The 20,403-nt window shown below is 70.4% G+C and carries 22 protein-coding genes; 17 read left to right on the top strand and 5 right to left on the bottom strand.

Going from position 1 to position 20,403, the window contains the following annotated elements; genetic code table 11:
* From OHA17_RS34070 to OHA17_RS34085, 4 genes are all read left to right on the top strand, one after another.
* A complete protein-coding gene (locus OHA17_RS34070; RefSeq protein WP_053728524.1) occupies positions 1 to 747 on the top strand; it encodes an SDR family oxidoreductase in 747 nt (248 codons plus the stop codon).
* Complete coding sequence (locus tag OHA17_RS34075; protein WP_406509684.1) at positions 744 to 1,805, top strand: threonine aldolase family protein; 1,062 nt, start codon at positions 744 to 746, stop codon at positions 1,803 to 1,805. Before OHA17_RS34070 ends, OHA17_RS34075 begins: the two co-directional genes overlap by 4 nt.
* 84 nt (positions 1,806 to 1,889) lie before the next feature.
* The gene (locus tag OHA17_RS34080; RefSeq protein WP_406509685.1) at positions 1,890 to 2,489 is read left to right on the top strand and encodes a transglutaminase family protein; all 600 of its coding nucleotides are present in this window, start codon (positions 1,890 to 1,892) and stop codon (positions 2,487 to 2,489) included.
* Between the two features lie 13 nt (positions 2,490 to 2,502).
* Entirely contained in the window at positions 2,503 to 3,207 is a 705-nt protein-coding gene (locus OHA17_RS34085) for a B3/4 domain-containing protein (protein ID WP_406509686.1), read from the top strand.
* 4 nt (positions 3,208 to 3,211) lie between these two features.
* Here OHA17_RS34085 and OHA17_RS34090 read toward each other — a convergent pair whose 3' ends face one another.
* A complete protein-coding gene (locus tag OHA17_RS34090; protein ID WP_398878003.1) occupies positions 3,212 to 3,943 on the bottom strand; it encodes a lysophospholipid acyltransferase family protein in 732 nt (243 codons plus the stop codon).
* A 263-nt stretch (positions 3,944 to 4,206) separates the two neighbouring features.
* Here OHA17_RS34090 and OHA17_RS34095 point away from each other — a divergent pair, with 263 nt between their 5' ends.
* From OHA17_RS34095 to OHA17_RS34115, 5 genes are all read left to right on the top strand, one after another.
* Positions 4,207 to 4,530, top strand: a complete 324-nt coding sequence (locus OHA17_RS34095; RefSeq protein ID WP_406509687.1) for a TlpA family protein disulfide reductase — start codon at positions 4,207 to 4,209, stop codon at positions 4,528 to 4,530.
* 222 nt (positions 4,531 to 4,752) lie between these two features.
* Positions 4,753 to 5,262: a flavin reductase family protein gene (locus OHA17_RS34100; protein ID WP_406509688.1), complete on the top strand. Its 510-nt coding sequence runs from the start codon at positions 4,753 to 4,755 to the stop codon at positions 5,260 to 5,262.
* Positions 5,263 to 5,461: 199 nt separating this feature from the next.
* A complete protein-coding gene (locus OHA17_RS34105; protein ID WP_053728531.1) occupies positions 5,462 to 6,247 on the top strand; it encodes an electron transfer flavoprotein subunit beta/FixA family protein in 786 nt (261 codons plus the stop codon).
* Between the two features lie 105 nt (positions 6,248 to 6,352).
* A complete protein-coding gene (locus OHA17_RS34110) occupies positions 6,353 to 7,315 on the top strand; it encodes an electron transfer flavoprotein subunit alpha/FixB family protein (protein WP_053728532.1) in 963 nt (320 codons plus the stop codon).
* A 162-nt stretch (positions 7,316 to 7,477) separates the two neighbouring features.
* On the top strand, positions 7,478 to 8,776 hold the full coding sequence (locus OHA17_RS34115; protein ID WP_406509689.1) for a DUF6986 family protein: 1,299 nt from the start codon (positions 7,478 to 7,480) through the stop codon (positions 8,774 to 8,776).
* 294 nt (positions 8,777 to 9,070) lie between these two features.
* Here the strand turns inward: OHA17_RS34115 and OHA17_RS34120 are convergent, their stop codons facing one another.
* Positions 9,071 to 10,108, bottom strand: a complete 1,038-nt coding sequence (locus tag OHA17_RS34120; protein WP_406510885.1) for a LacI family DNA-binding transcriptional regulator — start codon at positions 10,106 to 10,108, stop codon at positions 9,071 to 9,073.
* A 159-nt stretch (positions 10,109 to 10,267) separates the two neighbouring features.
* Between OHA17_RS34120 and OHA17_RS34125 the strand changes: the two genes are divergently transcribed.
* The 7 genes from OHA17_RS34125 (at position 10,268) to OHA17_RS34155 (ending at position 17,412) form a co-directional block, all read left to right on the top strand.
* Complete coding sequence (locus OHA17_RS34125) at positions 10,268 to 11,221, top strand: ROK family protein (protein WP_398878009.1); 954 nt, start codon at positions 10,268 to 10,270, stop codon at positions 11,219 to 11,221.
* Between the two features lie 293 nt (positions 11,222 to 11,514).
* Positions 11,515 to 12,810: an ABC transporter substrate-binding protein gene (locus tag OHA17_RS34130; RefSeq protein ID WP_406509690.1), complete on the top strand. Its 1,296-nt coding sequence runs from the start codon at positions 11,515 to 11,517 to the stop codon at positions 12,808 to 12,810.
* Positions 12,811 to 12,880: 70 nt separating this feature from the next.
* Entirely contained in the window at positions 12,881 to 13,795 is a 915-nt protein-coding gene (locus OHA17_RS34135; protein ID WP_053728538.1) for a carbohydrate ABC transporter permease, read from the top strand.
* Positions 13,792 to 14,715 (top strand): carbohydrate ABC transporter permease, encoded by a 924-nt coding sequence (locus OHA17_RS34140; protein WP_406509691.1) that lies wholly within the window; start codon positions 13,792 to 13,794, stop codon positions 14,713 to 14,715. Before OHA17_RS34135 ends, OHA17_RS34140 begins: the two co-directional genes overlap by 4 nt.
* A gap of 207 nt (positions 14,716 to 14,922) precedes the next feature.
* Positions 14,923 to 15,195, top strand: coding sequence for a hypothetical protein (locus tag OHA17_RS34145; RefSeq protein WP_398878015.1), 273 nt, complete (start codon positions 14,923 to 14,925; stop codon positions 15,193 to 15,195).
* A 79-nt stretch (positions 15,196 to 15,274) separates the two neighbouring features.
* Positions 15,275 to 16,480, top strand: a complete 1,206-nt coding sequence (locus OHA17_RS34150; RefSeq protein WP_406509692.1) for a T4 RnlA family RNA ligase — start codon at positions 15,275 to 15,277, stop codon at positions 16,478 to 16,480.
* A 26-nt stretch (positions 16,481 to 16,506) separates the two neighbouring features.
* Positions 16,507 to 17,412: an AAA family ATPase gene (locus OHA17_RS34155; protein ID WP_406509693.1), complete on the top strand. Its 906-nt coding sequence runs from the start codon at positions 16,507 to 16,509 to the stop codon at positions 17,410 to 17,412.
* Between the two features lie 13 nt (positions 17,413 to 17,425).
* On the opposite strand, the gene OHA17_RS34160 is transcribed toward OHA17_RS34155, so the two are convergent.
* Positions 17,426 to 18,142: a 2OG-Fe(II) oxygenase gene (locus tag OHA17_RS34160; RefSeq protein WP_406509694.1), complete on the bottom strand. Its 717-nt coding sequence runs from the start codon at positions 18,140 to 18,142 to the stop codon at positions 17,426 to 17,428.
* A 126-nt stretch (positions 18,143 to 18,268) separates the two neighbouring features.
* Complete coding sequence (locus OHA17_RS34165) at positions 18,269 to 18,445, bottom strand: hypothetical protein (RefSeq protein WP_199827044.1); 177 nt, start codon at positions 18,443 to 18,445, stop codon at positions 18,269 to 18,271.
* 244 nt (positions 18,446 to 18,689) lie between these two features.
* Here OHA17_RS34165 and OHA17_RS34170 point away from each other — a divergent pair, with 244 nt between their 5' ends.
* Positions 18,690 to 19,730: an NUDIX domain-containing protein gene (locus tag OHA17_RS34170; RefSeq protein WP_406509695.1), complete on the top strand. Its 1,041-nt coding sequence runs from the start codon at positions 18,690 to 18,692 to the stop codon at positions 19,728 to 19,730.
* Here the strand turns inward: OHA17_RS34170 and OHA17_RS34175 are convergent.
* Positions 19,689 to 20,399 (bottom strand): MBL fold metallo-hydrolase, encoded by a 711-nt coding sequence (locus OHA17_RS34175; RefSeq protein WP_406509696.1) that lies wholly within the window; start codon positions 20,397 to 20,399, stop codon positions 19,689 to 19,691. The two genes, OHA17_RS34170 and OHA17_RS34175, sit on opposite strands and share 42 nt — an antisense overlap.
* Positions 20,400 to 20,403: the final 4 nt, after the last annotated feature.

Below are 20,403 nucleotides of genomic sequence, written 5' to 3' on the forward strand. Positions count from 1 at the left end.
ATGAACAACGGACCTCTCAACGGCGCCGTCGTCGCCGTGGCGGGAGCCGCGGGGCCGGCCGGCCGGGCCGCCCTGCTGCGGCTCGCCGAGGCGGGCGCGATCGTCGTGGGCGCCGACGCGGACGCCGCGCGCCTGGCCGAGGCCGTGGACGCCGCGCGGTACGCGCACGGCGGCGCCACCGTCACCGGGGACACCGTCGACCTCCTCGACCTCCAGGCCACCCGCGACTGGGCCGACCGCATCCAGAAGGACTTCGGGCGGATCGACGGCATGGTCCACCTCGTCGGCGGCTGGCGCGGCAGCACCTCCTTCCCGGAGACCGACCTGGCTGACTGGGAGCTTCTGGAGAAGCTCCTGATCAAGACCGTCCAGCACACTTCGCTGGCCTTCCACGACCCGCTGCTGCGCAGCGACCGGGGCCGTTTCGTGCTGGTCAGCCAGTCCGGCGCGCACAAGCCCACCGCGAACAACGCCGCGTACAACGCGGGCAAGGCCGCCGCCGAGGCGTGGACGCTGGCGCTCGGCGACTCCTTCCGCAAGGCGGGGGGCGAGGACGGGCCGACGGCCGCTGCTGCGATCCTGGTGATCAAGGCACTGGTGCACGACGCGATGCGCGCCGAGCGACCCAATGCGAAGTTCGCGGGCTTCACCGACGTCAAGGAACTGGCCGACGCCATCGCCGGCGTCTGGGACCGGCCCGCCCAGGAAGTGAATGGACAGCGCCTGTGGCTGACCCCCAAGCCGTGAGGACCGACGCGCGACAGCACCACGACCCGGCGGTGCGCGGCTTCGCCAGCGACAACTACGCCGGCGCGCACCCCGAGGTCCTCGCGGCCCTCACGCTCGCCAACGGCGGTCACCAGATCGCGTACGGCGAGGACGATTACACCGACCACCTCCAGCGCGTCATGCACAGCCACTTCGGCGCGGGCGCCGAGGCCTTCCCGGTCTTCAACGGGACCGGGGCCAACGTCACCGCGCTGCAGGCGCTGACCGACCGCTGGGGCGCGGTCGTGTGCGCCGAGACCGCCCACATCAACGTCGACGAGGGCGGCGCTCCCGAGCGCATGGCCGGGCTCAAGCTGCTCACCGTGGCGACGCCCGACGGGAAGCTGACGCCCGAGCTCATCGACCGGCAGGCCTGGGGCTGGGAGGACGAGCACCGGGCGATGCCGCAGGTCGTCTCGATCACCCAGAACACCGAGCTGGGCACGGTCTACACGCCCGACGAGATCAAGGCGATCTGCGAGCACGCCCACGAGCGCGGCATGAAGGTCCACCTCGACGGGGCCCGCATATCCAACGCGGCCGCCTCGCTGAACGTTCCGATGCGTACGTTCACCAACGCGGTCGGCGTGGACGTCCTGTCGTTCGGCGGCACCAAGAACGGGATGCTGTTCGGCGAGGCGATCGTCGTCCTCAACCCGGACGCGGTCCAGCAGATGAAGCACATCCGCAAGATGTCCATGCAGCTGGCGTCCAAGATGCGCTTCGTCTCCGTGCAGTTGGAGGCGCTGCTCGCCAAGGACCTGTGGCTGCGCAACGCCCGGCACGCCAACGCGATGGCCCAGCGCCTCGCCGAGGGCGTGCGCCAGGTCCACGGCGTGGAGATCCTCCACGAGGTGCAGGCCAACGCCGTCTTCGCGCGCCTGCCGCACGACGTGAGCGAGCGGCTCCAGAAGCGCTACCGCTTCTACTTCTGGGACGAGAACGCCGGCGACGTCCGCTGGATGTGCTCCTTCGACACCACCGAGGACGACGTCGACGGCTTCCTGGCGGCGCTGAAGGAAGAGATGGCCCGCTAACCGGCCCAGACGCATTTGGATACCTATGCGGCCGTCCGTAAAGTCATTGACTTGCGGGCGGCCGCATTCGTACGCTCGCCTGCCATGGAACTCATCCAGCGCCATCCCCAACTCGCCGCCTACCTCGCTGCGGACGAGGTCATCGACCATGAGCACCCGCTCGTGCGCGAGACGGCCGCCCGGCTTGCGTCCGGCGCCACGGACACATACTCATACGCCAAAGCCGCCTACGAATTCGTCCGGGACGAGATCCCGCACTCCCAGGACTCCGGCGACCTGCGGGTGACCTGGCGGGCCTCCGACGTCCTCGCCGAGCGCACCGGAATCTGCTGCGCCAAGTCGCACGCCCTGGCCGCGCTGCTGCGCGCCGAAGCGATCCCGGCCGCCTTCTGCTACCAGCGGCTGGCCGACGACGACGGCTCCAACCCCTTCATTCACGGCCTGGTCGCCGTCCGGCTGCCCGGCGGGAACGCGTGGGCGCGCATCGACGCGCGCGGCAACAAGCCGGGGGTCGACGCGCGGTTCTCGCTCGACGAGGAGCGCCTTGCGCGGAAGGCCCGGCCGGAGTTTAGTGAAGTGGACTACCCAGTGCTTTACGATGTACCTCATCCGGCGGTCATGAGCGCTCTGCGAGCCGCCCCCGACCGGCCGTCGCTGTGGCCGATCTACCCGACCGAACTGTGAGGCACCACCGATCATGACGCTCACACTCACCGTGTCCGACGACGTCAGGGCCATCGCGCCCGGCTTCACCCACGTCGCCGTCGAGGCGTACGGACTCGTCAACGGACCCAGTGACGAGGCGAGTTCGGCGCTGCTCGACGACGCCGCGCGCCGGCTCGCCGACCGGCTCGATGGCCGGGCCCCGCACGAGGATCCGCACATGGCCGCCTGGCGCGCCGCCTACACCGCCTTCGGCTCCAAGCCGAACCGCACCCGCAACTCGGCCGAGGCGCTCGCCAAGCGGGCCCTGGCCGACGGCGGGCTGCCGCGCATCAACCGGCTCGTCGACGCGTACAACGCGATCAGCGTCGCCCACCTCGTCCCGGTCGGCGGCGAGGACACCGATCACATCAAGGGGTCGATGCGTCTGGTGCGGGCCACCGGCGAGGAGCCGTTCCACACGGTTGCGGGCGGCGAGGCGGTCGTGGAGCACCCGGACGCGGGCGAAGTGGTGTGGTGCGACGACGAGGGCGTCACCTGCCGCCGCTGGAACTGGCGCCAGGGAGTGCGGACCAGGCTCACCGAGGAGTCGGTCAACGCGCTCTTCCTCCTGGAGGGCATGGCGCCGCACTGCGACCTGGTCACGGCCGGCGCCGAACTGGCCGAACTCCTGGAGAAGTTCAGCCCGGGGGCGCGGATCACCGTCCGCCCCCCGGTCGCCGCATCCGTACTGGAGTGACGATTCAGCCCTTGGCCTCGGCGGCCTTCACCTGCTCGGGCGTCGGCGCCGTACCGCCCAGGTGGGCCGGCACCCACCAGGTGTCGCTCGCGTCCTTCGGGCGTACGGGATAGGCGCGCTGGGCGGCTTCGAGGAGCTCCTGGCAGCGCTCGCGCAGCCGCCGTGTGATGGCGCCCGCGTACTGGTCGGCGGGCGCCTCCACGGGCTCGCCGACGCGGATCGTGACGGGGATGTGGCTGCGCTTGAAATTGCGCGGCCGCCCCTTGGTCCACACCCGCTGGGTGCCCCACAGCGCCATCGGGACCAGCGGAACCCCGGCCTCCTGGGCGAGCCTCGCCGCACCCGACTTGAAGCTCTTCAGCGTGAAGGACTGCGAGATCGTCGCCTCCGGGAACACACCGATCACCTCACCGGAACGCAGCGATGCGAGCGCGTGCTGGTAGGCGTCCTCGCCCTGCTTGCGGTCGACCGGAATGTGCTTCATGCCACGCATCAGCGGGCCGGAGATCTTGTGCCGGAACACCGACTCCTTGGCCATGAAGCGCACGAGCCGCTTCTGCGGCAGCGCCGCGAGCCCGGTGAAGATGAAGTCGAGGTAGCTGATGTGATTGCTGACGAGCACCGCCCCGCCCGTGCGCGGGATGTTCTCCGAACCCTGGGTGTCGATCTTCAGGTCGAGCGCCTTGAACATCGTGCGTGCGGCGCCGATGACCGGCCGATAGACGAGTTCTGCCATCTGAGGGGAGACCCTTCGTGTGCCCGGGGAGGGTGCTCCCGGAGAATAAGTTACGCAGCCGTAGGTTTTAGGCTTTGGGCAGATGGTGCCCGATGCGCGCCGAGCTGGCCAGTCCTGGCGCTGTGCGCAGGGGAGATTCTCGTCACGTCTTCGCAGGTCGGGGCCGGGGGAATCATTGCGGACCGATACGCGCTGCAACCGTACGACAGTGCAGGTAGTGGCCGTGTGAAGACATGGGCGGGGCAGTGGCAGTGGGAGGCGGCGTGGTGGACGACGGCGGGCGCAGGCTCGGCGAGGCCGAGCTGGGGTGCGGGCTCGGGCGGCGGGCCACGTTGGTGCAGTTCTCCAGCGCGTTCTGCCAGCCCTGCCGGGCGACGCGGCGCACCCTGGCCGAGGTGGCCGCGATGGTGGACGGCGTCGCGCACGTGGAGATCGACGCCGAGGAGCGGCTCGCGCTCGTACGGGACCTGGAGATCGCGCGCACCCCGACCGTGCTCGTGCTCGACGCGACGGGCCGCATCGTGCGCCGGGCGTCCGGACAGCCGCGCCGCGCCGACGTCATCGCGGCGCTCGGGCGGGCGGTGTGAGGTGCGCGCCGGTTTTCTCGTCGCGGCCCGCAGTGAGGCATCTCCCATATCCCGGAAGCCACTTGACTGCGACCGTGCCGAATCGTCAATCTGACGATGTGCCGACAGATCTCCTTCTCCATGGACGCGCCCACGTGGACCTCGCCCGCAACGCGAGCGCGCGCTGTCCGGGCTGCTGAACACCCGCAGCCCCCGTCGCACCCATCGCAGAAGGACAATTCCATGACGGCCTCGCCCGAGCTCGGTACCTCTCAGACCGCCTCTCCCGAACTGCTCAAGTCGGTCTTCCGTCAGCACGCCGCGGGCGTCGCGGTGATCACCGCCCAGCGCGGCGGCCGACCTGTCGGCTTCACCGCGACCTCGCTCAACTCGGTGGCCGCGGAGCCCCCGTTGATCTCCTTCGGCATCGGCACCGGGTCCTCCAGCTGGCCCGTCGTCGCCGAGGCCGACCACATCGGCGTGCACATACTGGGCGAGCACCAGCAGGACCTGGCCGCCACCTTCGCCCGCAGCGGCGCCGACCGGTTCGGCCCGGCCACCGACTGGCGCACCGGCCCCGAGGGCGTGCCCGTCCTGGACGGCGTCCTTGCCTGGCTGGTCTGCAAGGTCGTGGCCCGCATTCCGGCCGGCGACCACCGCATCGTGCTCGGCCAGGCCGTCGTCGGCGACCCCGCGGGCGCCGGCCGCCCGCTGCTCTACCACCAGGGCCGCTTCAACGCGCTGCGCGACTGAGAGTTCCTCACCGGTTCGATTACTCAGCGTTGGCAAGGTCACAGTTCAAAGCGCTTGCTTACTGGGAACAAGCTGGGTGTACTGGCGAGTAATATTTCGTTCGGAGCGCCGGTCGCCCCGACCGGAAACCGCCCCATCAGGCGCCTATGCTGCGTGCATCAAGGCAGCCCAGAAATGACGATGCAGTAGGAGAGCCGGCGTGAGCTTGAGGATCGTTGTCTGTGTGAAGTACGTGCCCGACGCCACCGGCGACCGGCACTTCGCCGATGACCTGACCGTCGACCGCGACGACGTCGACGGCCTCCTTTCGGAGCTCGACGAGTACGCGGTCGAGCAGGCACTGCAGATCGCCGACGAGGCGGACGACGCGGAGATCACCGTGCTGACCGTCGGCCCCGAGGACGCCAAGGACGCGCTGCGCAAGGCGCTTTCGATGGGCGCCGACAAGGCCGTCCACGTCGAGGACGACGACCTGCACGGCACCGATGTGATCGGCACCTCGCTGGTCCTGGCCAAGGCCGTCGAGAAGACCGGCTACGACCTGGTCATCTGCGGCATGGCGTCCACCGACGGCACCATGGGTGTCCTGCCGGCGCTGCTCGCGGAGCGCCTCGGCGTCCCGCAGGTCACGCTGCTCTCCGAGGTCTCCGTCGAGGACGGCACGGTGAAGGGCCGCCGTGACGGCGACACCGCCTCCGAGCAGCTTGAGGCGTCCCTGCCGGCCGTCGTGTCGGTGACGGACCAGTCGGGCGAGGCCCGCTACCCGTCCTTCAAGGGCATCATGGCCGCCAAGAAGAAGCCGGTGGAGTCCCTGGACCTGGGCGACCTGGACATCGACGCCGACGAGGTCGGCCTCGAAGGCTCCTGGACCGCGGTGGACTCCGCGGCCCAGCGTCCGGCCCGCACGGCCGGCACGATCGTCAAGGACGAGGGCGAGGGCGGCAAGCAGCTCGCAGAGTTCCTGGCGAGCCAGAAGTTCATCTAAGTGTTCCGCCGGTCCGGGAACGTTCCGGGCCGACCCCGCACTTAGGGCTCGCCGAGCCCCTCAACTGCCCGTCTTTTCTTCGCACTTGCAGGAGATTGAAGTCCCATGGCTGAAGTTCTGGTCTACGTCGACCACGTGGACGGTGCCGTCCGCAAGCCCACCCTTGAGCTGCTGACGCTGGCCCGCCGCATCGGCGAGCCGGTCGCCGTCGCCCTCGGCGCGGGCGCCGAGAACACCGCCGCCGCGCTCGCCGAGCACGGCGCGGTCAAGGTCCTCACCGCCGACGCCCCCGAGTTCGCCGAGTACCTCGTCGTACCGAAGGTGGACGCCCTCCAGGCCGCGTACGACGCCGTTTCCCCGGCCGCCGTGCTCGTCCCGTCCTCCGCCGAGGGCAAGGAGATCGCGGCCCGCCTCGCGGTCCGCATCGGCTCCGGCATCATCACCGACGCCGTCGACCTGGAGGCCGGTGACGAGGGTCCGGTGGCCACGCAGGCCGTGTTCGCCGCCTCCTTCACCACCAAGTCCCGCGTCTCCAAGGGCACCCCGGTCATCACGGTCAAGCCGAACTCGGCCGCCGTGGAGGCCGCCCCGGCCGCGGGCGCCGTCGAGGCCCTGTCGGTCACCTTCTCCGCGCTGGCCACCGGCACCAAGGTCACCTCGCGCACCGCGCGCGAGTCGACCGGCCGCCCCGAGCTGACCGAGGCCGCGATCGTGGTCTCCGGCGGCCGCGGCGTCAACGGCGCCGAGAACTTCGGGATCATCGAGGCCCTCGCCGACTCGCTCGGCGCGGCCGTCGGCGCCTCGCGCGCCGCGGTGGACGCCGGCTGGTACCCGCACTCCAACCAGGTCGGCCAGACCGGCAAGTCCGTCTCGCCGCAGCTCTACATCGCCAACGGCATCTCCGGCGCCATCCAGCACCGGGCCGGCATGCAGACCTCGAAGACCATCGTGGCCGTCAACAAGGACGCCGAGGCCCCGATCTTCGACCTGGTCGACTACGGCGTGGTCGGCGACCTGTTCCAGGTCGTCCCGCAGCTGACCGAAGAGGTCAACTCCCGCAAGGGCTGACCTGCGAGTTCTATCCGGCCCGGGGGCCGCGCGGTGATCTTCACCGCGCGGCCCCCGGGCGTTTCGGACAACCATTGACGTAGGCGAGGCGGCCTACTAACTTCGCCATACGGATTGTTGATTCCGTGCAGCGGAAAAGTTCGACAGTGTGGAGGGTGCAGGATGGGTCAGCAGGAGCAGGTGGCAACGAGCCTCGCCGGCGTCGTCAGCGAGGAGATCAGTGCCTCCCTCGTGGCGGTGGACGAGGAGCTCGCCCGCCGATACCCGGGCGACCCCGGCACCCGCCAGCCCGTACACACCGTCTACGTACCCGGCGACGTCTTCGACGCGGACACCGTCCGCGCCTGGGGCGACCAGGCGCTGGCCGCCCTCGACGAGCACGCCCCGGACGCCGCGTCCTTCGCCAAGGTCCTCGGCATCGCCGACGAACTCGCCCAGCCCGTGTACGACCGCGTCCGCGCCAAGCTCCGGCGCGAGCCCATCGAGGACCTGCGCGTCGACTTCGAGGACGGCTACGGCCCGCGCCCCGACGCCGAGGAGGACGCCGACGCCGCCCGCGCCGCCCGCCTCATCGCCGAGGCCTTCAAGAACGGCACCGCCGCCCCGTACATGGGCATCCGCATGAAGTGCATGGAAGCCGCCGTCCGCGACCGAGGCATCCGCACCACCGACGTCTTCCTCACCACGCTGATGCGGCACGGCGGCCTGCCCGACGGCCTCGTGCTCACGCTGCCGAAGGTGACCTACCCCGAGCAGGTCACGGCCTTCGTACGGCTGCTCAGCGCCTTCGAGAAGGCGCACGAGCTGCCCGATGGCCGGATCGGCTTCGAGATCCAGATCGAGACCAGCCAGTCCATCCTGGCCGCCGACGGCACCGCCGCCGTCGCCAAGATGATCGACGCCGCCCAGGGCCGCGCCACCGGCCTGCACTACGGCACCTTCGACTACAGCGCCTGCGTCGGCGTCTCCGCCGCCTACCAGGCCAGCGACCACCCCGCCGCCGACCACGCCAAGGCCGTCATGCAGGTCGCCGCCGCGGGCACCGGCGTACGCGTCTCGGACGGCTCGACCAACGTGCTGCCCATCGGCTCCACCGAGCACGTCCACGAGGCCTGGCGCCTGCACTACGGCCTCACCCGCCGCGCCCTGGCCCGCGCCTACTACCAGGGCTGGGACATGCACCCCGGCCACATGCCGACCCGTTACGCGGCCGTGTACGCCTTCTACCGCGAGGGCCTGGAGCAGGCCGCCGGACGCCTCGCCGCGTACGTCGCCAAGACCGGGGGCGACGTCATGGACGAGCCCGCCACCGCCAAGGCGCTCAGCGGCTACCTGCTGCGCGGCCTGGACTGCGGCGCCCTCGACAACGCCGAGGTGGCCCGCCTGACCGGCCTGACCCGCGCCGACCTCGACGCGTTCGCCTCGCCCCGCCGCGGCACCCTCACCGTCACCGCCCCGTAGCGGAAACGGGACCGGACGTCCCGAAGCACTGTCACCACTGCCCCGTACCCTGTACGCGACCACAATCGCCACACAGGGACGGGGCAGCGGTGTCTACGGGGGAGAGCCAACTTCTGGCGGGCCGGTACCGCGACCAGCTCGGCGCCGCAGGCCTGAACACGGCCGCCCCCGCCGCGAGCCCCACGCCCAACTCGCCCTCGTCCAAGCCGAGTTCGAGCCCGAAGCCGTCCGCCAAGGGTGACGCCGGCGCGGGCGACGACGCGAAGAACGGCCCGGGACGTGCCGATCCGCGCGCTACGCGTCCGCGGGCGGGGGGATCTCGCCCGAGCCGCGCTGGATCAGCACGGTGGGCAGTTCGACGCGGGTCGGCGTCTCGTCGGCGCCGTCCAGACGCCGGAAGAGCAGCTCCGCCGCCGTGCGGCCGAGGGTTGCGGCGTCCTGCGAGATCACCGTGATGCCGAGCAGGTCGGCCAGTTCGATGTCGTCGAAGCCGACCAGGGCCACTGGGCGCTCGCGGCCCGCCAGGACCCGTACCGCCGTGACCGTCACCCGGTTGTTGCCCGCGAACAGCGCCGTGACCGCGTCCGGCCCCGCCAGCATCGACTCGGCCGCCGCGCGCACCCGCTCGGGGGAGGTCGAGCCCAGCGACACCCAGGCGTCGTCGACCGGCAGATCCGCGTCCGCCATCGCCGCGTGGTAGCCGCGCAGTCGCTCGGTGGCCGTGTGGATGCGGGGCTGGTCGCCGATGAAGCCGATCCGCCGGTGACCCTGCGCGACGAGGTGGGCGACGCCCGCGCGGGCGCCGCCGAAGCTGTCGGACAGGACCACATCGGCGTCGATCCGCCCGGCCGGGCGGTCCACGAACACCGTCGCCACGCCCGCCTTTATCTCCGGTTCGAGATAGCGGTGGTCGGACCCGGCGGGGATCACGATGAGGCCGTCGACCCGGCGGGCACAGAACGCGAGGACCAACTCCTGCTCGCGGTCCGCGTCCTCGGCGCTGGAACCGTTGATGAGCAGCGCCCCGTGCTCCCGCGCGACCTCCTCCACGGCCCGGCTGAGCGGCCCGTAGAACGGGTCGGCGAGGTCTTCGAGGACCAGGCCGATCGACGCGGTGCGGCCCTTGCGCAGCACCCGCGCACTGTCGTTGCGGCGAAAGCCCAGCGCCTCGATGGCCTCCTGCACCCGCCGCTCGGTGTCCGGGGTCACCCCGGGCTCACCGTTGACCACCCGGGACACCGTCTTGAGGCCGACACCGGCGCGCGCGGCGACATCCTTCATCGTCGGACGGTTGCCGTAGCGAAGCTCGTGGTGGCGGGCGTTCTCGGCCACAGTGCGCTGTCCTGTCGTCGTCGGGAGCCGTCCGGCGCGGTCGAGTGCCATAACGGTGCGTGTGGCGTCGAGCATAGGCCCTGGACAACGTTGTCACATGCATGGAGACTCTCATCTTGACCTGCTGTTACCCGGCCCTCACCAGGAGATCCGACCTCGATGCACACCGACCTCGTGGCCGCGCTCGACATCGGCGGCACCAAGATCGCCGGAGCTCTGGTGGACGCCGCCGGACGGCTGCTCGTCCGCGCCCAGCGGCCGACTCCCGCCCATGAGGACGGCGACACGGTGATGCGCGCGGCCGAGGCGGTCCTCGCCGAGCTGACCGGATCCCCGCTGTGGGAGCGTACGGGCGCGGTCGGCATCGGCAGCGCCGGGCCCGTGGACGCCTCGGCCGGCACGGTCAGCCCCGTCAACATCCCCGGCTGGCGCGGCTTTCCGCTGGTCGAGCGGGTGCGCGCGGTCACCGGCGGCCTCGACGTCGAGCTCGTCGGCGACGGCGTCGCGATGACCGCCGCCGAACACTGGCTCGGCGCCGCCCGCGGCCACGACAACGCCCTGTGCATGGTCGTGTCGACCGGCGTCGGCGGCGGCCTCGTTCTCGGCGGCAAACTGCACCCCGGCCCCACCGGCAATGCGGGCCACATCGGCCACATCAGCGTCGACCTCGACGGCGACGCCTGCCCGTGCGGTGCGCGCGGCTGTGTGGAACGGATCGCCAGCGGGCCCAACATCGCCCGCCGGGCCCTGGAGAACGGCTGGCGCCCCGGCCCCGACGGCGACGCCTCGGCCGCCGCCGTCGCCGCGGCCGCCCGGACCGGCGACCCCGTCGCCGTCGCCTCGTTCGAGCGTGCGGCCCAGGCGCTGGCCGCCGGCATCGCCGCGACCGCGACGCTGGTCGAGATCGACATCGCGGTGATAGGCGGGGGAGTGGCCGGCGCGGGCGACGTCCTCTTCACCCCGCTGCGCCGGGCCCTGCGCGACTACGCCACGCTCTCTTTCGTCCAGCGCCTCACTGTCGCGCCCGCGCTGATGGGTACGGACGCGGGTCTGGTGGGGGCGGCCGCGGCCGCCTCGGCGCGGCGGTCGGACGAGGCGGCGTTGCTGAAGTAACTGCTCCGATGTCTTTGCCCACGGAGCCAAAAAGGGGCAAGGTAGGACGACTTCATGCCCCTGCCAACCGCCCACCAGTGACGAGCGTTTCCGGTAGGGCTTGTTGGAGTCTGTTGGATGAGAAGCGGTAACGGTTGCTCGGTTTTGCGTCAAAACCCTTGACGACGCCCTGACTTGGGGGTGTGATCCAAGCCTCGCGTTTGGTTGTGTTGGGTTGCACCCCGGAGGAGGGGGACATGGCGCAGTCATCGTTCAACGGTCCTACAACGCCCAGTAGCGTGGCAGGACATCGGATGTCCCGGCGGAATCTTCTGCGTGGTGCGGCGATCGGAGCCGGGGCGGTCACGCTGCCCTCGCTGCTCACGGCGTGCGGCAGCGGACCCGGCGGGGACACCAAGACGATCCGGATGGGCTCGAATTCCTCGGACGCCGTCCCCAAGAAGGCCTTCGCCGACGCGTTCGCGGCGTACGAGAAGCAGTCCAAGGAAGGCCGCAAGATCAAGGTCAACACCGTTGACCACAACACCTTCCAGGAGAACATCAACCGCTATCTGCAGGGCAAGCCGGACGGCGTCTTCATGTGGTTCGCGGGCTACCGCATGCAGTTCTTCGCGCAGAAGGGGCTGCTGTACGACATCAGCGACCTGTGGTCGGGCTTCCAGGGCTTCTCCGACGCGCTCAAGGCGCAGTCGACCGGCGCGGACGGCAAGCAGTACTTCGTGCCGTACTACTACTACCCCTGGGCGGTCTTCCACCGGGCGAGCGTCTTCGAGCAGCACGGCTACACCGCGCCGAAGACCTTCGACCAGTACGTGGACCTGGCCAAGCAGATGCAGAAGGACAAGCTCGATCCGATCGCGTTCTGCGACAAGGACGGCTGGCCCGCCATGGGCACCTTCGACTATCTCAACATGCGCACCAACGGTTACGACTTCCACAAGTCCCTGATGGCCGGCAAGGAGGCGTGGACCGACAAGCGGGTCAAGGACGTCTTCGACAGCTGGCGCCGCATCCTTCCGTACTGCCAGCAGGGCGCCAACGGGCGCACCTGGCAGGAGGCCGCGCAGAGCCTCCAGAAGAAGCAGTCGGGCATGGCGGTGTTCGGGCTGCCGCACGTGGGCCAGCAGTTCCCCCAGGCCGACCAGGACGACATCGCGTTCTTCCCGTTCCCGGAGATCGACCCGCAGTACGGACAGGACGCGGTCGAGGCACCCATCGACGGCTTCCTGCTCGCCAAGAACGCCAAGGAGCTGAAGAACAAGCAGTCCATGGAGAGCGCCAAGGACCTGCTCAAGTGGCTCGCCACGCCCAAGGCGGAGGACGTCTACCTCGCGGGCGACCCGAACAACATCGCGGTCAACTCCGGGGCGGACACGGCGAAGTACAGCGCGCTGCAGAAGAAGGCCGTCGAGCTGGTCTCGGGGGCCAAGCAGATCTCGCAGTTCCTCGACCGCGACACCCGCCCCGACTTCGCCTCCACCGTGATGATCCCGGCCATCCAGAAGTTCATCGGCAACCCGAAGGACGTCGACGGCCTCGTCAACGACATCGAACGGCAGAAGAAGTCCATCTTCGCCACCGAGGGCTAAGAGCCCGGGCCCAAGGGGCCCCGCGCTCCTCCAACTGACCGACGACTGCTTCCACTTGGAGTACTCAGCCGTGGCGCTCATCACCGCGCGGCGCGCAGGACGACGGGGCCCCAGGCGGTTCACCGCCCGCGACCTCGTCGTCCTCGGCGTGCTGCTTGGACTGCCCGTCCTGCTCGACATCGCCATCGTGTGGGGCCCGACCCTCGCCTCCGTCGTCCTGTCCTTCACCAGCTGGGACGGCATCGGCGACATCAAATGGGTCGGCACGCAGAACTACACCGACCTCTTCACCAACTACCCGCCGTTCTGGCCTGCGGTCCGGCACAACCTGATGTGGCTGGGCGTACTCGGCTTCGTGGCAACGCCGTTCGGGCTGCTGCTCGCCGTCCTCATCGACAAGGGCGTGCGGTTCAGCCGCTTCTACCAGTCGACGCTGTACATGCCCGTCGTCCTCTCCCTCGCCGTCGTCGGGTTCATCGCCCAACTGGTCTTCTCCCGCGACCAGGGAGCGCTCAACGCCGTGCTCGGCGACAAGAGCAATCCGACCGACTGGCTCGGCGACCCGAACCTGAACATCTGGATGATCCTGCTGGCCGCGGCCTGGCGGCACACCGGCTACGTGATGATCCTCTACCTCGCGGGGCTGAAAGCCGTCGACCCCTCGCTCAAGGAGGCCGCGGCCATCGACGGCGCGAGCGAGCGCCAGACCTTCTTCCGGGTCGTCTTCCCCACGCTGCGCCCGGTCAACGTCATCGTCGGCGTCATCACGGTCATCGAGTCGCTGCGCGCCTTCGACATCGTGTACGCCGTCAACCACGGGCGCAACGGCCTCGAAGTGCTCTCGGTGCTCGTCACCGACAACATCATCGGCGAGGCCAGCCGCATCGGGTTCGGCTCGGCGATCGCCGTGGTGCTGCTGACCGTCTCCCTCGGGTTCGTCATCACGTACCTGGTCCAGGAGATCCGAGGGGAGAAGAACCGATGACCACCCACACCGCCCCCGCGCCCACGACCACCGCCCCGGCGACGGCCCCCGTCTCCCGTCGGCGCCGGGTGCGCCCGGGCCGCCTCGGCGTGCACGCGTTCCTGATGGCGGTCTCGCTCGCCTTCCTCGCGCCACTGCTGCTCGCCGTGTACGCGTCGCTGCGCCCGTACGAGGAGACCTCGCGCGACGGCTACTTCTCGCTTCCCAAACACCTCTCCTTCGCCTACTACAAGCAGGCGTTCACCGACTCGGGCATGACGAAGTACTTCGTCAACACCCTGATCATCGCGGTGCCGGGCGTGATCCTCGTCCTGTTCTTCGCCGCGTTCGTGGCGTTCGCCGTGTCCCGCCTCAAACTCCGGGGCGGAATCGCCTTGTTGATGCTGTTCACGGCGGGCAACCTGCTGCCCCAGCAGGTGATCGTGACGCCGCTGTACGTCGTGTTCAACCGCATCCCGCTGCCGTACTGGATGTCCGACTCGATGACGATGTTCGACTCGTACTGGGCCGTCATCGCCGTCCAGGTCGGCTTCCAGATCGGGTTCTGCGTCTTCGTGCTCGCCAATTTCATGCGCACCCTGCCGCAGGAGATCCTGGAGGCGGCGATCGTCGACGGCGCTGGCGTGTGGACCCAGTACTGGCGCATCACCCTGCCGCTGTGCCGCCCGGCCCTCGCGGCGCTGGCGACCCTCCAATTCACCTGGATGTACAACGACTTCCTGTGGGCCCTGGTCTTCATGTCCGACGGCGACAAACTCCCCATCACCTCGGCGCTGAACAATCTGAGAGGCCAATTTTTCACGGACTACAACTTGTTGGCGGCGGGCTCGGTGATCGTCGCGCTGCCGACCCTGATCGTGTTCCTGCTGCTGCAACGGCACTTCATCGCGGGGCTCACGCTGGGGTCGAGCAAGGGATAGCGGTTAGTTGACGGACCGTCAGAGAGACGGGCCCGGCCGGGAAACCAGTCGGGCTCGTCGTCCCCGCGACCGGCCGTCCAGGCCGGCTCAAGCGGCAATCCAGGGCCCCTCAAGGCGTCCGCCAGAAGGTCTGCGACCCTAAGCAGATACGCGCCTGCCACGCCCGGCCGCCGCACGGGCAGTCGCAGCCTGAACTCGGAGGTCGCCATGACCGTCGAACTGCACGTAGCCACCGCGCTCCTGCACGACTTCGATTCCGCGCACAACCCGTTGCCCGGCCGCGAGATAGCCCGTCGGCCGAGTCCCGTGAACCCCACCGTCACCATCCTCGACCTGGAGACGGCCGACGCACCCGAGGGGGCCGCCCTCATGGACCCCATCTTCCAGCGCACCGGGTTCCACGACGTGCGCATCACCGAGATCCGCTGGTACGACCGGGACGGCTACTTCATCGCGCCCAGCATCCCGCTCGCGGCCTGAGCGCTGATCGAAATTCCCTCGCTCTGCCGGTCAGGATCGGTCAAGCTGCAGGCGACAGCACCCTTCCCTGGAGCAAGCAGTGATCGACCTCGACCGTATCGTCCCGCCCGCAGGCCTGGTCGCCGCCATCGACGCCGGCCACGTCGTCCGCAAGGCGCACCCCGAACTGCCGCTGTCGATCATCTCGTACACGAGGGCGTGCCAGTACGAGCAGGCGTGGGACGAGGTGACCACGCGCTGCCGCGGACTCGTGGTCGACGACGTGAGCGGGACGGTCGTCGCGCACTGCCTGCCCAAGTTCTTCAACGTGGGCGAGCACGCCCACGGCCGTCCCTACGCGCCGCCGCTGCCCGACGAGCCGTTCGAGGTGTACGACAAGGTCGACGGCTCGCTCGGCATCGCCTTCCACTACGAGGGCCGCTGGCAGGTCGCCTCCCGGGGCTCGTTCACCTCCGAACAGGCCGCCTGGGCGACCGCCTGGCTGGAGGGGCGGGACACGACGGCGCTGCGGCCCGGCGTCACCTACCTCGCGGAGATCCTCTACCCCGAGAACCGGATCGTCGTCGACTACGGCGGCCGCCGGGACCTCGTGCTCCTCGCCGCGTACGACGCGACGGGCGAGGAGATCGGTCTGTCCCGGGCCGCCGAGGACTGGGCGTCCGTCGGCTCGGTGACGCGCACGTGGCCCGCGATGCCGCTCGCCGAACTCCTCGCGCGCGCCGAGTCCAACGTGCACGCCGACGGCCGCGAGGCGACCGGCACGGATGCCGAGGGCTATGTCCTGCGGTACGCCTCCGGCCTGCGGGTCAAGGCCAAGATCGGCGAGTACGTACGGCTGCACAAGGTGCTCACCGGCATCACCGAGCGGGACATCTGGCGCTTCCTCGGCATCCGCCGGTTCGCCGGCGAGGCCCCCAAGCGGGTCGCCCAGGCGCTCGGCTGCGCGCCCGGCGAGATCGAGGAGCTCACCGCGGACGGCGCCGATCCGCTGGAAGTTATGCTTCAGCAGGTCCCCGACGAGTTCGACACCTGGGTGCAGAGCGTGGCGGCGCGCCTGGACGGGCAGGCCGCCGAACTGGCCCGCCTCGCCGCCGAACGGTTCGGCGAGATCGCCCGACTCGCCGAGGACCGGGGCGCGTTCGCCCGCGCCGCCCAGCAGATCCAGGACCGCACCGTACGCGCGGCCGTGTTCCAACTGCTCGACGGCCGCGGCATCGACCTCATGATCTGGCGGAGCGTCAAGCCGACGGCCGCCGACCCGTTCACGAACGACGAAGAAAGCTGAACTTTTCCATGCCCACCGTGCACGTCATGACCGGACTGCCCGCCTCCGGCAAGACCACCGCCGCCCGCAAGCTCGTGGCGGACTCCGACGGCCAGTGCCGCCGCGTCAACCTCGACGACCTGCGCGGCATGTTCGACAACGCGGGCGAGGGGCGGGAGCGGGCGTACACCGCCGAGCAGACCGTCCTCGCGGTCCAGGACGCGGCCGTGCGCGAGACGATCGCCGCCGGGTTCGACGTGGTCGTCGACAACACGCACCTGACCCCGAACATCCCCAAGCGCCTCAAGGCGGCCGTTGCGGGCCGGGCCCGGTTCGTCGTGCACGACTTCACGGACGTGCCCGTCGAGGAGTGCCTGCGACGCGACGCGGCCCGCGCCAACCCGGTCGGCGAGGACATCATCCGCCTGCTCGCCGACAAGCACGCCAAGGCCGTACGCAACGGCTGGCGGCTCACCGACGCCTGGCTGAACGACACCGTCGTCCTCGCCGAGGTCGAGCCCTACACCCCGGACGAGACCCTGCCCAGCGCCGTGATGTGCGACATCGACGGCACGCTCGCCATCAACCTCAACCGCAACCCGTACGACTTCACGCGCTGCGAGCAGGACGGCCTCAACGGGTCCGTCCGCGACGCCCTGACCGGCTTCCGGCAGGCGCACGGGGACAAGGTCGTGCTGCTTTCGGGCCGGGGCGAGGAGTTCCGGCCGCAGACCGAGGCCTGGCTCGCCGCGCACGACGTGCCGTACGACGAGCTGTGGATGCGGCCGGCCGGTGACGGGCGGCGCGACGACCTGGTGAAGGCCGAACTCTTCGACGCGCACGTCCGTCACCGGTTCAACGTCCGCGTGAGTCTCGACGACCGGGACCGGGTCGTCGCCGTCTGGCGCCGCATGGGCCTGCCCACCTGGCAGGTCAACTACGGTGATTTCTAAGGGAGTTCGCTCCTCAGGCCGCGTCGTGGAAGACGAGGCCGAGGGTGCGGCGGTGCCCGGTGCGTACGGTGCTGACGCCGTGCCGCACCGGCGCCGCCGACCAGCCGCGCCGGGAGGCCACCGGCCGGTCCCGGGTGGTGAAGACCAGCCCGTGGCCCTGCGGAATCAGGGTCGCGGTGCCCCTGGACTGGGCCCGCGGCCGCTGCTCCACAAGCAGGAACTCGCCGCCGGTGTAGTCGGCGCCGGGCGCGTCCAGAGCGACGACGACCTGGAGCGGGAAGACCGCCTCGCCGAACACGTCGCGGTGCAGGGCGTTCCAGTCGCCGGGCTCGTAACGCAGCAGGATCTGCGCACATTTGGCCTGCCCTGCCTCGTGACACCGGGCCAGCCACTCCTCAAGGGTGTCCGGCCACGGAGCCGGCCGCCCCAGCCTCGCCGCCCAGTCGCGGGCGATGGGCAGCAGCAACGGATAGAAGGCCGCCCGCAGTTCTCGGACGAGGTCCGGCAGCGGCTCGGCGAAGTAGCGGTACTGCCCCGATCCGAAGCGGTAGCGCGCCATGTCGACCGTCGCCCGGAACCGGGTGGCCTGGTCGTACGCCTCGGCCAGTGACCGGCACTGGGCCGCGGTGAGCAGGCGGTGGGTCGGCGCGCAGCCGTACGCGTCGAGCTCCTCGACGATCCTCGGCCAGTCGCCCGCGCTCACGCGGTCGGCCGTGCGGGTGCTGGACATGGGGACCCTCCGATGTGCGGGGTACCGGGCTCGTACCCGGACCGTTCTCCACCATCGAGGGTCGCGCCGTCGGCCCGCGCCGACCGGCGGAATCCGGACGTCGCGCTGAGCGCGGGCGCAGCAGCCTCAGCCGACCGGCTCCGGAACGGGGCGGGTGACGACGACCAGGAAGGCGTCGCTCTCCAGGTCCATCACGACCTCGGCCGCGAGCCCTTCGTTCCTGCGGTCGCGTGCGAACTCCTCGGCCGGCCAGTGGCCGCGCGGGCCGCCCGCGGGAAAACGTTCCAGTACCGTACGACGCATTTCGTCGCACCCCCTTGTCGTCTCTTTTGGCACCCGCACAACGACGTCCGCGCCGTCGGCGTTACGGCCCCCCGTGGCCGGTGCTCGTACACCAAGACGCCGGGCGGGGCCAGAAGGTCGCGCCCCGCAGGCAACGGCCCGGCCACAGTTGGGTATGCGATCAAGGAGGGCCACAGCCGGGGCGCGGGTTTCCGTGGCAGGGTGTTGCGGGCAGTCCACTGGGGGCTACCGAAGAGGGGGAACCGTGATCGTCTGGGTCAACGGTGCGTTCGGCGCGGGCAAGACCAGCACCGCGCGCGAGCTGATCGACCTGATCCCGAACAGCACGTTCTACGACCCCGAGGTGATCGGCGGGGCACTGCGGCACCTGCTGCCGCAGAAGATGCTCGACCAGGTGAGCGACTACCAGGACCTGCCGATCTGGCGGCGTCTGGTGGTGGACGGCGCGGCCGCGCTGCACGCCGAGGTCGGCGGCGTGCTCGTGGTGCCGATGACCCTGCTGAGGCAGGAGTACCGGGACGAGATCTTCGGTGGGCTCGCGGCCCGCCGCATACCCGTACGCCATGTGGTCCTCACCCAGGAGGAAACGATCCTGCGGGCGCGCATCGCGGCCCGGGTGGAGTTCCCCGACGACCCCGAGGCCGACGAACAGCGCGTCCGCAAGTGGGCGTACGAGCACATCGAGCCCTTCCGGCGCGCGCTCGGCTGGATCGTCGCCGACGCGCACCCCGTCGACAACAGCGCGCTCACCCCGCGCGAGAGCGCCGAGCGAATAGCCGACGCGGTCCGCTCCGGAGCGGCCCGCGCGTGCGAGATCGTGCAGACCCCCGAGCCCACCGCCGAGACGCTCGCCGCCGGGGTGCTGCTCTTCGACGACCAGGACCGGGTGCTCCTGGTCGACCCCACCTACAAACCCGGCTGGGAGTTCCCCGGCGGCGTCGTCGAGCGCGGCGAGGCCCCGGCCAGGGCCGGCGTCCGCGAGGTCGAGGAGGAACTCGGCGTCCGGCTCGACCGCGTACCGAGGCTGTTGGTGGTCGACTGGGAACCGCCCAGACCGCCCGGGTTCGGCGGCCTGCGGATGCTCTTCGACGGCGGCCGGCTCGACAGCGCGCGGGCCGGACAGGTGCTGCTGCCCGGCGCCGAACTGCGCGGCTGGCGCTTCGTCAGCGAGCAGGAGGCCGCGCACCTGCTGCCGCCCGCCCGCTTCGAGCGGCTGCGCTGGGCGCTGCGGGCGAGGGAACGGTCAACCGTGCTCAACCTGGAGGCCGGAGTCCCGGTCGGCTGAGGCCTTCATGACCGCCGCCGTGTTCTCGGTCAGCGGGTCGCCGTGCCCGAAACAGACGGTGTCCGCGCCGAGACCGGCGAGGCGGCGGAACGAGGCGAGCGCCCGCTCCCGGTCGGTGTTCATGACACCCACTATCACCTGGCCGACCCCGGCCACACTGTCACCCGTGAACAGCACGCCGTGGCCCGGCAGATGGACCGATATGGAACCGTCGGTGTGGCCGGGGGAGTGCACGACCACCGCGCCGTCCCCGAAGTCCAGCGCGTCCCCGTCGCCGACCTCGCGGTCCACCCGGGTCGGCGGTGCCTCCGGAAGCGTCAGCCCGCGCTCGTACAGCGGAACTTCCCAGTCCAGGAGCACCGGCTCGGTCATCGCCGCCTCGCCCCTGATCACCGGGGCGTCGAGGCGGTGCGCGATCACCTCGGCGCCGTACCGCTCGGCGAGCTCGCCGGCCGCGCCGAAGTGGTCGCGGTGGCAGTGCGTGATCACGATGCGGCGGATCGCGGCGGGGTCGAGCCCGAGCCCGCGGATCGCCTCCTCGATGGGCGCCGCGGCGTTCAGATCGCCGGCGTCGACAAGCGTGAGCCCGTCGTCGTCGCGCCACAGATACGCCTGGCCGATGGGGAAGCGGAACATGTGCAGCCGGGGGAGGACTTCTACGAGATCCATGCGG

Origin of the sequence: Streptomyces sp. NBC_00212 (genome assembly GCF_045206365.1) — a bacterium.
Taxonomy (GTDB): domain Bacteria; phylum Actinomycetota; class Actinomycetes; order Streptomycetales; family Streptomycetaceae; genus Streptomyces.